The following is a 14,667-nucleotide window of genomic DNA, read 5'->3' on the forward strand; positions in this document are numbered from 1 at the left end:
CCGGTGTTCCAGTCGACGTGGGGGGTGGGTTGGTCGAGGTGGAGGGTGCGGGGCATGATGCCGTGGCGCATGGCCTGGACGGCTTTGATGATGCCGGCGACGCCGGCGGCGGCTTGGGTGTGGCCGATGTTGGATTTGATGGAGCCGAGCCAGAGGGGTTGGTCGTGGGGTCGGTCCTGGCCGTAGGTGGCGAGCAGTGCCTGGGCTTCGATGGGGTCGCCCAGTTTGGTGCCGGTGCCGTGGGCCTCGAGCAGGTCGACGTCGGCGGGGGCGAGACCGGCGTTGGCCAGGGCCTGGCGGATCACCCGTTGCTGCGAGGGACCGTTGGGGGCCGACAGCTGGCTGGAGGTGCCGTCCTGGTTGACGGCGGAGCCGCGCACGACGGCGAGGACGTGGTGCCCGTTGCGGCGCGCGTCCGACAACCGCTCCACCAGCAGCAAGCCCACCCCCTCGCTCCAGACCACCCCGTCGGCCGCCGCGGCGAACGGCTTCGACCGCCCGTCCGGTGCGAGGCCGCGCTGACGGCTGAATCCGGTGAACGCCACGGGCGTCGCCATGACCGTGACACCGCCCGCGAGGGCCAGGTCGCACTCGCCGTTGCGCAGCGACTGGGCGGCCAGGTGCAGCGCCACCAGCGACGACGAGCACGCCGTGTCCAGGGTGACGGCCGGACCCTCGAAGCCGAAGGTGTAGGAGAGCCGGCCGGACGCCACGCTTCCCGCGCTGCCGGTGACCACCTGACCCTCCAGGCCCTCCGGCATCCGGCGCAGACGTGCGGCGTAGTCGCCGTACATGACGCCGGTGAAGACGCCGGTGCGGCTGCCGCGGAAGGCCTCGGGATCGAGCCCCGCGTCCTCGAACGCCTCCCAGCTCGTCTCCAGCAGCAGCCGCTGCTGCGGGTCCGTCGCCAGGGCCTCGCGCGGACTGATCCCGAAGAACGCGGCGTCGAAGTCCGCGGCGCCGTCGAGGAACCCGCCCTCGCGCACGTACGACCTGCCGGGCGCGTCCGGATCGGGGTCGTACAGCGCCTCCACGTCCCAACCACGGTCGCGCGGGAAGGGGCCGATGGCGTCGGTGCCGGAGGCGACGAGATGCCACAGCTCCTCCGGTGAGCGCACGCCGCCGGGGTAGCGGCAGGCCATCCCCACGATGGCGATCGGTTCGGTCGCCGCATCGATCCGCAGTTGCAGCTCACGTCGTAGGCGCTTGTTCTCCACCAGCGACGTGCGTAGCGCTTCGACCACCTTCTCGGCAGGCATGTTCATCGTCGGCTCCGTCTGTTCTTGGGCGGTCACGAGTCGGGGTCGGTGAGGGCGATGCGGACGAGGTCCTCGACATCCGCGTCGAGCAGGTCCTGCTCCTCGTCCTCCGGCGGTGCGCTGCCGGGCCGGCCGGCGTCGTCGGCGAGGCCGAGGACGGCGTCCAGCAGCCCCGCCGCGCGCAGACGCTCCGGCGGGACGGACGCGATGATCTTCCGGAGCACCGCGTCCGGTACATCGGCCGTACCACTGCCGTCGGTGGCGGGCGACGTCCCGGCCGGCGCCAGCAACTCACGCAGGCGCGCGGCGAGTTTGCGCGGTGTCGGGTAGTCGAACAGTGTGGTGGCCGGCAGCCGGCGGCCTGCCGCGTCGCTCAGCCGGTTGCGGAGCTCTATCGCGGTGAGGGAGTCCAGGCCGAGCTCCAGGAAGCCTCGATTGAGCTCGACCGTGCCCGCTCCGGCGTGCCCGAGGACGACCGAGATCTCCTGGCGGAGGAACTCCAGCAGCAGTTCGGTCTGTTCGGCCTCGGTCCGGCCGGCGAGCCGCTGTGGCAGCGACGGCCCGTCCCCGGTGTCACGGCGCTGACGCGGCGTACCGACCAGGGTGCGCAGGATCGCGGGCAGCGTGCCGGCCTCGGCCTGCGCCCGCAGGGTGGGCAGGTCGAGCCGGGTGAGCGTGGACGTCGCGCGGTCGGATCGCAGAGCGGCGTCGAACAGGGCCAGGCCCTGCCGTGCGTCGATGGGCAGCATCCCGCCGCGGTCGATCCTGGCCCGGTCGGCCGAGCCGAGACCCCGGGTCATGGTGCCGTCCGTCGTCCACATTCCCCAGGCGAGGGAGGTGGCGGCCAGGCCGCGGTCGCGCCGGTGCCCCGCGAGCGCGTCGAGGAACGCGTTGGCCGCCGCGTAGTTGCCCTGTCCCGCCCCGCCGAGGACGCCCGAGGCGGAGGAGAACAGCACGAAGTGCGCGAGGTCCAGGTCCTCCGTGAGCCGGTGCAGATGCCAGGCCGCGTCCGCCTTGGGCCGCAGGACGCCGGCGATCCGGTCGGCGGTCAGGCCGGAGACCGTCGCGTCGTCCAGGACACCCGCGGCGTGGACCACCCCCGTGAGGGGGTGAGCGTCGGGGATCGAGGCGAGCAGTTCTGCCAGCGCGGCGCGGTCGCCGACGTCGCAGGCCGCCGCGGTCGCCCGGGCGCCGAGGTCGGACAGCTCCGCCAGCAGCTCCTCCGCGCCCGCCGCGGCGAGGCCGCTGCGGCTGGTGAGCAGCAGGTGGCGTACGCCGTGCTCGGTGACCAGGTGCCGGGCGACCAGGGCGCCGAGCGCCCCCGTGCCGCCGGTGACCAGGACCGTCCCCTCGGGAGCGAACGCGGCACCGGTCGCGGTGACGCGCGAGGCGCCGGCCTCCTCGGTACCGATGCGGGTCAGCCGGGCGGCGTACGCCCGCCCGTCCCGCAGCGCGAGCCACGGTTCACCGGCGAGCAGCGCGGCGCGCACGGCTCGCCCGGACGCCTCGGTGCCGTCGGTGTCGACCAGGACGATACGATCCGGGTTCTCGGTCTGCGCGGAGCGGACCAGCCCGCCGACCGCCGCGCCCGCGAGATCGTCGACGGTGTCGCCGGGCACAGCGGCCACCGCCGACCGGGTCACCACGCCCAGCCGGGAGCCGGTGAACCGGTCCTCGGCGAGGAACGCCTGGACGGCGCCGAGCGCTTGTCCGGTCGCCTGACGGGCCTGCTCGGCCGGGTCGGCGCCGGTGTCGGGGCCCCGCGAGCAGTCCACCAGCAGCAGCTCCGGCACGGGTACGGCGTCCGGCGCTATCTCGTCCAGCCCGGCGACCGGAGCGGCGTCCTGGCCGTCCGCGGGTGCCGGGAGCGCGACCTCGGTCCACGAGACGGTGAACCTCGCCCGGTCCTGCTCGTCCGGTGCCGCCGTGAGCCGGTCGGGGGCCAGGTTCCGCACCGACAGCGAGTCGATCAGGGCGACCACGCCGCCCTGTTCGTCGGTCAGCCGCAGCGTGAAGCCGCTGTCCGCCCGGGTCAGCCGGACCCGCAGCGTGTCCGTGGGGGCGCCGGGCACGCTGACGCCCGACCAGGAGAACGGCACCGGAGCACCGGCGGCCGGGTCCACCCCGGTGTGGGCGTACGCCAAGGTGTGCAGCGCCGCGTCCAGCAGGGCGGGGTGGATGGCGAAGCCGGGCGTCGGCGTGCCGGGCAGCCGTACCTCGGCCAGCACCTCGTCACCGTCCCGCCACACCGCCCGCAGGCCGCGGAAGGCGGGGCCGTAGCCGAGACCGAGGCCGGCGAGCCGCTGGTAGATCTCGGTGGTGTCGGCGGGCCGCGCGCCCGGCGGAGGCCACGCGCCCGCCGCTGCCGCCGGCCGGTCGGCTGCGGCGCGGCCCAGGATGCCCTGCCCGTGGGCGGTCCAGGCCTCGTCGGCCGAACCGGCCCCGCGCGAGCGTACGGTGACGGCGCGTCGCCCGTCCGCGTCGGGCGCGCCGGTGACCACCTGCAGGTGCACGGCCCCGGTCTCGGGGAGGACGAGCGGAGCGGCCAGGTCGAATTCGTCGACCCGGTCGCAAGCGGACCGCCCGCCCGCGTACAGGGCCAGCTCCACCAGCGCGCTGCCGGGGAGGACCGGGGTGCCGTGGAGGGTGTGGTCGGCGAGCCAGTGCTGGGTCTGCGCGGAGATCCGGCCGGTGAACAGCAGGCCGCCGTCCGGCAGTTCGGTCCCGGCGCCGAGGAAGGGGTGGGTCGTGCGGTCCAGGCCGAGACCCGCCGGGTCACCGGAGCCGGCGGGCCGGGAGAGCCAGAACCGCTCCCGCTGGAACGGGTACGTGGGCAGCCCCGGGATCGGACGGGCGCCCGGCAGCACCGCCGCCAGGTTCACCGGTACGCCGTGCAGCCGGGCGTGGGCCAGCGCGGCGGTCACCGACTCCGGTTCGGGCCGGTCCTTGCGGAGCAGGGCGGCGACCAGCGGCCGGGGGTCCTGGTCGGGCAGGCAGTCCGGGGTGAGGGAGGCGAGCGCGTCGGAGCCGAGTTCGAGGTAGCCGCGCACCCCGGCGGCGTGCAGGGTCGCGATGCCGTCCGCGAACAGCACCGGTCGCAGCACCTGGTCGACCCAGTAGCCGGCCGACGCCATCGTGCCGGGCTCCACGACGGTCCCGGTGACGGTGGACACCAGCGGGATGGCGGGCTCCGCGTAGCGCAGCCCCTCGGCGACCCGGCGGAAGGCGTCCGTCACCGGCCTCATCAGCGGCGAGTGGAAGGCGTGGCTGACCAGCAGGCGCTTGGTCCTGGCGCCACGTGCGGCCCACTCGTCGACGACGGACATGACGGCGACCTCGTCGCCGGAGACCACGGTGCCCGCCGGCCCGTTGACGGCGGCGATGCCGACCTTGTCCTCCCAGCCGGCCAGCGAGGCGCGCACGTCGTCCGCACCTGCGCCGATCGCCACCATCGCGCCGGTTCCGGCCACCGCGTGCATCAGCCTGCCACGCGCCGCGATGAGCGCGCAGGCGTCCGGCAGGGACAGCACGCCCGCGACATGCGCGGCGGCCAGTTCGCCGACCGAGTGACCCAGCAGGAAGTCGGGCACGACGCCCCAGCCCTGCAGCAGCCGGTACAGGGCCACTTCCAGGGCGAACAGCGCGGGCTGCGTGTAGCGGGTCTCGTGGAGCAGGTCCTCCTCGGCGGTCCCGGCGGGCGCGAACATCAGCTCGCGCAACGGCCGGTCCAGCAGCCCGTCGAAGTGCTCGTACACCTCGTCCAGCGCACGCCGGAACTCGGGGTGGGCCGCGTACAGACCGCTGCCCATCCGGGCCCGCTGGGAGCCCTGACCGGAGAACAGGAAGGCGGTCGCCCCGCGCTCCCCGGGGCCGCCGCGCAGGACGTGCGGTGCGCCGCGGCCCGCGGCCAGCGTCTCCAGCCCCGCCAGCAGGTCCTGGCGGGTCCGCCCGACCACGGCGGCACCCCGTTCGAGAACCGACCGGGTGCCCAGCGCACGGGCCAGGTCGGCGGGAGCGTGTTCCGGGTGTTCCAGGACGAAGTCGCGCAATCGCGCCGCCTGTTCGCCGAGTGCCGCGTCCGTGCGGGCCGACAGCAGCCAGGGCACCACCGGGGCGGCCCCGGCCTCCCCGGTCCGCTCCTGCCCGGCGTCCCCGACGCGTTCCTGCCCGGTCTGCTCGGGTACGACGGCCTCGGTGTCCGGTGCCTCCAGGATGACGTGGGCGTTGGTGCCGCTGATACCGAACGCGGACACTCCGGCGCGGCGCGGGCCCTCGTGGTCGGGCCAGGCCTGGTCCTGCTGCAGCAGCGCGACGCCGCCCGCCGACCAGTCGACGTGCGGGGACGGCGTGTCGGCGTGCAGCGTGCGCGGCAGCCGACCCCGGCGCAGGGCCTCGACCATCTTGATGACACCGGCGACACCGGCGGCGGCCTGGGCGTGACCGATGTTGGACTTGACCGAGCCGAGCCACAGCGGCCGGCCGTCGGGCCGGTCCTGACCGTAGACGGCCATCAGCGCCTGCGCCTCGATCGGGTCGCCCAGGGGTGTGCCCGTGCCGTGAGCCTCCACCGCGTCGACGTCGGCCGGCCGCACACCGGCGTCGTCCAGCGCCTGCCGGATCACCCGCTGCTGGGAGGGGCCGTTGGGCGCGGTGAGCCCGTTGCTGGCGCCGTCCTGATTGACGGCCGAGCCGCGGACCACCGCCAGCACCTGGTGACCGTTGCGACGGGCGTCCGAGAGCCGTTCGACCAGCAGCTGTCCCACTCCTTCGGCCCAGGCGACTCCGTCGGCCGCAGCACCGAACGCCTTGCACCGTCCGTCCGGGGCGAGGCCGCGCTGCCGGCTGAACTCGACGAAGGGCGCCGGGGTCGCCATGACGGTCACGCCGCCGGCGAGCGCCAGGTCACACTCGCCGTTGCGCAGGGCCCGTACGGCCAGGTGCAGGCTGACCAGCGACGACGAGCAGGCCGTGTCCACCGTGATCGCCGGACCCTCGAAACCGAAGGTGTAGGCGACCCGGCCGGAGGCGATGCTGCCCGCGCTGCCGGTGCCGAGGTACCCCTCGTACTCCTCGACCGGCGTGTACGCCAGCCGGGCGCCGTAGTCGCTGTACATGACCCCGGTGAAGACGCCCGTACGGCTGCCGCGCAGGGCCGCCGGATCGATGCCGGCGCGTTCCAGTACCTCCCAGCCGGTCTCCAGCAGCAGCCGCTGCTGGGGGTCGGTGGCCATCGCGTCGCGCGGGCTCATCCCGAAGAAGTGCGGGTCGAACAGGTCGGCGTCGTACAGGAAGCCGCCCTGGCGGGTGTAGGACTTCCCGTGCCGCTCGGGCGCCGGGTCGAAGAGGTCCTCGACGTTCCAGTCACGGTTGACGGGGAACGGCCCGATCGCGTCGGCCCCCTCGCTGACGAGGTGCCAAAGGTCCTCGGGGGAACGGACCTCGCCGGGGAACCGGCAGGCCATCCCGATGATCGCGATCGGCTCGTCCGCCGCCGGCGCGCTGGTCCGCGCCGGGACCGGCTGCGCCTCCCGCGGCTCCAGCAGCTCGGTGCCGAGGTACCCGGCCAGCGCCGCCGGGGTGGGGTAGTCGAAGACGAGCGTGGCCGGCAGGCGCAGTCCGGTGGCGGTGGAGAGCCGGTTGCGCAGGTCGATACCGGTCAGCGAGTCGAATCCCAGCTCGCCGAACTCCCGTTCCGCGGCGATGCGGTCGGTGCCGTCATGCCCCAGTACCGCCGCGACGGTCTCCCGCACCGCGGTCAGCAGCACCTGCTCCCGCTGTGCCCTGCCGAGGCCCTGCAACCGCCGCAGCAGCGGGGTCCGCTCGCCCCGGCGGCGGGCCGGCGCGCCCGCCAGCTCGCGGAGCACCGGCGCGAGCTGCGCCGCCTCCTGCGCACGCAGGGCGGCGCGGTCGAAGCGCAGGACGAGCGGCACCGGCTCGTCCGCGGTGATCGCGGCGTCCAGCAGGTCGAGGTTCGCCGCCGCGGACAGCGGCACCAGGGCGGCCTGGCGCACCCGCTGCTCGTCGGCGGCCATACCGGCCGCGTCGGCCCACGGCCCCCACACGACACTGGTGGCGGTCAGTCCCTGGGCCCGGCGGAGCTGGGCGAGGGCGTCCAGGTAGGCGTTGGCGGCGGCGTAGTTGGCCTGCCCCGGTGTGCCCAGCGTGCCCGCGACCGAGGAGAACAGCACGAAGGCCGCGAGACCGGCGTCGGCGGTCAGTTCGTGCAGGTGCCATGCGGCGTCGGCCTTGGGCCGCAGCACGGCGTCGAGCCGGTCGGGTCCCTGGTTCTCCAGCGCCGCGTCGGCGAGCACCCCGGCGGTGTGGACCACCGCCGTGAGCGGATGCGCGTCCGGGATGCCGGCGAGCAGGGCGGCGAGCGCCGCGCGGTCGGCGGTGTCGCAGGCCGCGACGGTCACCTCGGCGCCGTGTCCGGTCAGTTCCGCCCGCAGCTCCCGCGCCCCCGGCGCGTCGGCGCCCCGGCGGCTGACGAGCAACAGGTGCCGGGCGCCGTGCCGGGTGACCAGGTGCCGGGCGACGAGCGCGCCCAGCGCGCCGGTGCCGCCGGTGACCAGGACGGTTCCCTCCGGGGCGAGCGGGAGGCCGACGGGCGCGGTCAGCGCTGCCGCGGTCACCCGGGGTGCCCACAAGCGCCCCTGACGCAGGGCCAGTTGGGGCTCGTCGAGGGCGACCGCCGCAGCGAGGGTGTCGTCCGCGAGCTGCCCTTCACCGTCGCCGTCGAGGTCCAGCAGTACGAACCGGCCGGGGTGTTCGGCCTGCGCGCTGCGCACCAGACCCCACACGGCGGCGCCCGCCGGGTCCGTGGGCCGGGAACCGGACCCGGCGGCGACGGCGCCTCGGGTGACGATGACCAGCGGGGACCGCCCCGAGTCCTCCTCGGCCGCCCACCGCAGCACCGCGTCCAGCACCGGGGCCACGGTGGCCCGCACCTCCTGGGGCCCGCCCGTTGCGGACGCCGCCACCGGCAGGGCGACCGGAACGGGCCCGGCCGCCGCACCGGGACGGGCGACCGGGGACCAGCCGAGCCGGTAGGCCTCGTGCCGCCGGGCCCCGACGGCGCCGAGCGCCACCGGACGTACCCGCAGCGCCTCCACCGCCAGCACGGGATTCCCGTCGGCGTCGGTGACGGCCAGGGCCAGGGTGTCCGGCCCGGTACGCGTCAGCCTGCTGCGGATCGAGGCGGCGGCACGGGCGTGCACATCGACACCGTGCCAGGAGTACGGCAGCAGGACCTCACCGCCCGAGTGCAGCGACGGGTGGCTGCTCGCCATCGCGTGCATGGCCGCGTCGAGCATCGCCGGGTGCGGGCCCGCCGGGCCGCCGCCCGCCTCGGAGGCCTGGGCGTCGGTGGCGTCGGCGTCGGGCGCGTCGGCCTCGGTGTAGACCGTCGTACCGTCCCGCCACGCCGCCCGGAGCCCCTGGAAGGCGGGACCGTAGCCCACGCCGGCGTCGGCCAGCGCGTCGTACAGCCCGTCGAGGTCGATCGGCTCGGCGCCCGGCGGCGGCCATGCCGCGGGGAAGTCCCCGAACGGCGCGGCCGGCTGATCGCCCAGCACCCCGGAGGCGTGCCTGGTCCAGGGCCGCTCGCCGCCCTCCTCGCGGGCCGCGTGGACGCGCGAGCTGACAGTCAGCGAGCGGGTGCCCCGCGGGTCCGGTGCGGACACCATCACCTGGATGTCCACCGCCCCGCTCTCCGGCAGCACCAGGGGCGCCTCGACGGCGAGTTCCTCGATCCGGGCGCACCCGGTGATCCTGCTCGCGTGCGCGGCCAGGTCGAGGAAGACCGTGCCCGGCACCAGTGCCACGCCGTTCACGGTGTGCTCGGCGAGCCACGACTGGGTGCCGCGTGACACCCGCCCGCTCAGCAGCCACCCGCCGGTGTCCGACAGGGAGGTCGCCATCGACAGCAGCCCGCGCCCGCCGGAATCCCCGGCCAGGGCGGGCACCGCCGGGGACGAGAGCCAGAAGCGTCGGCCCTCGAAGGGGTAGTTGGGCAGCGGCACCGGCCGCGGGTCCAGCGGGGCGAAGAACGCCCGCCAGTCGACCTGGGCCCCGCGCAGCGCGGCGTCGGCCACGGCCGCCACCAGCGTCGCCGGCTCCGGGCGGTCCCGGCGCAGCAGCGCGATCCGGTGGCCCGTGTCGTCGCCGGCCGCCAGAGCCGTCAGCGCCGCGTCCGGACCGATCTCCAGGAACGTGGTGGCACCCAGGTCGCGCAGCGTACGCATCCCGTCGTGGAAGCGTACGGCGTGCCGCAGCTGGCGCGTCCAGTACCCCGGATCGCACAGCTCCGCCGCGTCGGCCCGCCGCCCGGTCAGACCGGAGACGACCGGCAGCGTGGGCTCCTGGAAGGCGAGCCGTCCGGCCACCGCGCGGAACTCGCCGAGGACACCGTCCATGTGCGGCGAGTGGAACGCGTGGCTGACCCGCAGCCGGGTCGTCTTGCGACCGCGCTCCGCCCACCGGGCCGCGACCTGTTCCACGGCCTGCTCGTCGCCGGAGACCACCGTCGACTCCGCGGCGTTGACCGCCGCGATCGCGACCGAGTCCGTGAGGCCCGCCAGCGACCGCGCGACCTCCTCCTCGCTCGCCCGGATCGTGACCATCGCACCGCGTGCCGGCACCGACTGCATCAGCCGCCCGCGCTCGGCGACCAGTTCGCAGGCGTCGGCGAGGTCGAGGACCCCGGCGATGTGCGCGGCGGCGATCTCACCGACGGAGTGCCCGAGCAGCGCGTCGGGCCGCACGCCCCACGACTCGACGAGGCGGAACAGCGCCACCTGCAGGGCGAAGACCGCCGGCTGCCCGAACCGGGTCTCGTCCAGCAGAGCGGCCGGCTCGGTGCCCGCCTCAGCGAACATCACCGAGCGCAGCGGCACCTCCAGATACGTGTCCAACCGGTCGCAGACCCGGTCGAGTTCGGCGGCGAACACGGCGAACCGCCGGTACAGCTCCCGGCCCATCCCGGGCCGCTGGCCGCCCTGCCCGGAGAACAGGAACGCCGTCCTGCCCGTCCCGGCACCCGCTCGCACCGCCACGGCCGCACCGTCGCCGTGCGCGACGGCCTCCAGAGCGGAGTGGAACTCCTCGCGGGTGCCGCCCGTCACGGCCGCGCGGTACTCGTGCCCAGCGGCCCGGACCGCCAGCGCCGCGCCCACGTCGGCCGGCCGCAGTTCGTCGTGCTCCGCGAGATGCGCGGCGAGCCGGCGCGCCTGCGCGGCCAGCGCGGACTCGGTCCTGGCCGACAGCAGCCAGGGCACCGGCCCGCCGTCGCCCGCCTCCCGCACCGGTTCCACCACGGTCGCCGGATCCCACTCCAGCACGACGTGCGCGTTGGTTCCGCTGATGCCGAACGCCGAGACGGCGCACCGGCGTGGGCCGTCGGCGCCTGGCCAGGGCCGCTCGTCGGTCAGCACCCGCAACGCGCCGGACGCCCAGTCGACGTGCGGCGTCGGCTCGTCCACATGCAGCGTCCGCGGCAGGACACCGTGCCGCATCGCCTGAACGGCCTTGATGATGCCGGCGACACCCGCCGCGGCCTGGGTGTGGCCGATGTTGGACTTGACCGAGCCGAGCCACAGCGGCCGGTCGCCGGGCCGATCCTGCCCATAGGTGGCCAGCAGCGCCTGCGCCTCGATCGGATCCCCCAGTCGGGTGCCGGTGCCATGGGCCTCGACGGCGTGGACATCGGCGGGCGTGAGCCCGGCGTTGGCCAGGGCTTGGCGGATCACCCGCTGCTGCGACGGACCGTTGGGAGCGGTCAGCCCGTTGCTGGTGCCGTCCGAGTTGACGGCGGAGCCGCGGACGACGGCCAGCACCTGGTGCCCGTTGCGCCGGGCGTCCGACAGCCGCTCCACCAGCAGTACGCCGACGCCCTCGCCCCACGCGGTGCCGTCCGCGGCGGCGGCGAACGGCTTGCAGCGCCCGTCCGGGGCGAGCCCGCGCTGCCGGCTGAACTCGACGAACAGCGTCGGCGTCGCCATGACCGCGGCACCGCCCGCCACCGCCAGATCGCACTCACCGTTGCGCAGCGACTGCGCGGCCAGGTGCAGCGCCACCAGCGACGAGGAGCACGCCGTGTCGACGGTCATCGCCGGCCCCTCCAGACCGAAGGTGTAGGCGATGCGCCCCGAGGCGACACTCGTGGTCGAACCCGTGATCAGATAGCCCTCGGGATCGGTGCCGGCCGGCCTGGCCCCCAGCCCGTACTCCTGCGCGGCCGTCCCGATGAACACCCCGGTGGAGCTTCCGCGCAGCGACGCCGGATCGACGGTGGCGTTCTCCAGCACCTCCCAGGTCACGGTCAGCAGCAGCCGCTGCTGCGGGTCCATCGCCAGGGCCTCGCGCGGACTGACTCCGAAGAACTCCGCGTCGAACTCGTCGGCGTCGTACAGGAACCCGCCCTGCCGGGCGTAGGTCTTACCCTGCCGGTCGGGATCCGGGTCGTACAGCTCCTCTATGTCCCAGCCCCGGTTGACCGGGAAGTCGCCGACCGCGTCCACACCGTCGGCCACCAGGCGCCACAGCGCCTGCGGGGTGCGGACACCGCCCGGGAACCGGCAGGCCATGCCGACGATCGCGATCGGTTCGTCCGTCTGCCGGCCCACGGCCGGCCCGGCGGCCCGGCCCGCCACCGCGCCCGTGCCCGCGGGCTCGCCGTCCAGCAGCTGAGCCCCCAGCAGGTCGGCGAGCGCGGCCACGGTCGGATGGTCGAAGACCAGCGTTGCCGGCAACCGCAGCCCGGTCGCCGTGTTCATCCGGTTGCGGAACTCCACGGCGGTCAGGGAGTCGAAGCCCATGTCCTTGAAACTGCGCGCGGCGTCCACCGAACCCTGCCCGCCGTGCCCCAGTACCGCGGCCACGTGAGCCCCGATCAGTTCCACCAGCGCCGCACGGCGTTCGTCGGCGTCCAGCGGACGCAGCCGCTCGGCCAGCCCGCCGGCCGCGGTGGTCTCGGCGGCGCCGCCCGCCGCCCGGCGCAGCACGGGCCTGGCCAGGGTACGCAGAAGCGGCGCGACCGTGTCGTCGGCGGCGTCGATGGTGGTGGGGCGGATCCTGGTCAGCAGCAGCGGTGTGTGGTCCGGCACCGCGAGGGCCGCGTCGAACAGCGCCATGCCCTGCTCGGTGCCGATCGCCGCCGCGTTACGGGTCAGCCGCGCGATGCCGGCGCTGTCCAGACCGGCCGTCATCGCACTGGTCTGCGCCCACAGACCCCACGCCAGCGAGTGCGCGGGCAGCCCGCGCGAGCGACGATGGGCGGCCAGTGCGTCAAGGAAGGTGTTCGCCGCGGCGTACGTCGACTGCCCCGGGTTGCCGATGATGCCCGCCGCCGAGGAGAACAGGACGAACGACCGCAGGTCCAGCCCCTCGGTCAGCGTGTGCAGGTGCCACGCCGCGTCCGCCTTCGGCCGGAGCACCGCGTCGGCCTGCTCGCCGGTGAGCGCGCGGAGCATGCCGTCCTCCAGGACACCGGCGGTGTGCACCACCGCGGTCAGCGGATGCGCGTCCGGCACGCCGGCGAGCAACTCGGCCAGCGCATCCCGGTCGGCGGTGTCGCAGGCGGCGACCGTCACCTCGGCGCCGGCCGCGACCAGCTCGTCCCGCAGCTCCGGCGCACCTGCCGCCCCCAGACCGCTGCGGCTGGTCAGCAGCAGGTGCCGGACACCGTGCGTGGTGACCAGATGCCGGGCGAGATGCGCGCCGATCGTCCCGGTGCCGCCGGTGAGCAGAACAGTGCCGTCCGGATCGAACAAGAAGCCGGGGGCAGCGTCATCAGGCCGGACGGCGACCAGCCGTGCACGCAGGCAGGCACCCTCGCGCAGGGCGACCTGCACCTCACCGAGGCCGACGGCCTGGCGCAGCGCCGCCCCGGACGCCTCGCTGCCGTCCACGTCGACCAGTGCGAACCGGCCTGGCTCCTCCCACCAGGCCGCGCGCAGCATGCCCCACAGGGCCGAGCCCGGCAGATCCTCGATCGGGTCACCGGGACGGACGGCCACCGCACGACGGGTCAGTACGACCAGCGTCGAGTCGGCGAAACGCTCCTCGGCAAGCCAGTCCTGCACGATCCTCAGGACGTGCCGCACGGTGTCGTGCGCGGACGCGGCCGGATCGGCGCCGGGCGCCGGCGAGGGGCAGGGCAGGAGGACCACCTCGGGAGCGGCGGCCCCGGAGTCCATCGCCCCGACGAGATCACCCAGCGTGGCGTGGTGGGTCGGCCCGGCGAACGGCACGCACGTCCCGTCCCCGACCACGGCCCACTCCCCGGCCGGGCCCGCCGCGACACCGAGCTGCTCCGCGCGGACCCAGTCCACGCGGAAGACCGAGTTGTGCAGCGGGTGCGGGCCGGCCAGCCGCGCCGGGTCCAACTCCCGCAGCCGCAGCGACGGAATAGTGATCAGGGGCCGGCCGGTACCGTCGCAGATGTCGAGCGCCGCCGTGGTGTCGTCGACCAGCACCGTACGGACCCGCAGCGCGCTCGCTCCCGTCGCGTGCAGCCGCACCCCGGCCCAGGAGAACGGCAGCCGGATCGGTGTGTCGGCCCGGTCCAGACCGGCGCCGATCGCCGTGGTGTGCAGGGCGGCGTCGAGCAGCGCGGGGTGGACGGCGAAACCGCTCGGATCGGCCTCGTCGGGTAGCCGGATGTCGGCGTAGAGCACGTCGCCGTCCCGCCACGCGGCCCGCAGCCCGCGGAAGGCCGGCCCGTACAGGTAGCCGAGGTCGGCGAGCCGGCCGTAGAAGTCGTCCAACGCCACGGGCTCCGCGCCGGGCGGCGGCCAGGCGCCGTCGAGCGCGAGTGGCTCCGATCCGGTCCCCGCCCCCACGGAACCGACCGCGTGCCGGGTCCACGGGTGGTCCGGGTCGCTCGCCGGACGAGAGTGCACGGTCACGGTGTGCCGGCCGTCAGCTTCGGGCGTGGTGGCGACGTGCAGGTGCACCGGGGCGCCGTCCGGCAGGGTGAGCGGGTGCTCCAGCGTCAACTCCTCCACCCCCGCCAGGCCGAGTGCCTCGGCGGCGTGCAGCGCCATGTCGAGGAACGCGGTGCCCGGCAGCAGCACGGTGTCCTGCACGGCGTGGTCGGCCAGCCAGGGCTGGGACGCCGTGGAGATCTGGCCGGTGAGGATCCGCCCCCGCTCGTCGGGCTGTTCCACGGCACCGCTGACCAGCGGATGACCGGTGGTGACCTGCCCCGCCCCGACCACACCGGCACTCGGGCTGACCCAGTAGCGCTGGTGTTGGAAGGGATAGGTGGGTAGGGGGGTGTGGGGGTGGGTTGTGGTGGTGGTGTTGTTGTTTTTGGTGGTGGGGGTGTTGTGGGTCCAGGCGTGGGTGAGGGCGGTGGTGAGTTGGGTGGGGGTGTCGTGGTTGCGGCGGAGGGTGGGGATGACGGTGG

General features: G+C 75.1%; 2 protein-coding genes. Both read right to left on the minus strand.

Features of this window, described 5'->3' with window-relative positions:
• A partial coding sequence (locus ACZ60X_RS43585) for a type I polyketide synthase (protein WP_469611352.1) occupies positions 1–1,295 on the minus strand: 1,295 nt, incomplete at its 3' end.
• On the minus strand, positions 1,292–14,476 hold the full coding sequence (locus ACZ60X_RS43590; protein WP_469611354.1) for an SDR family NAD(P)-dependent oxidoreductase: 13,185 nt from the start codon (positions 14,474–14,476) through the stop codon (positions 1,292–1,294). The genes ACZ60X_RS43585 and ACZ60X_RS43590, both read right to left, overlap by 4 nt.
• Positions 14,477–14,667 lie beyond the last annotated feature (191 nt).

The sequence above is a fragment of the Streptomyces sp. NPDC104106 genome (assembly GCF_055584345.1).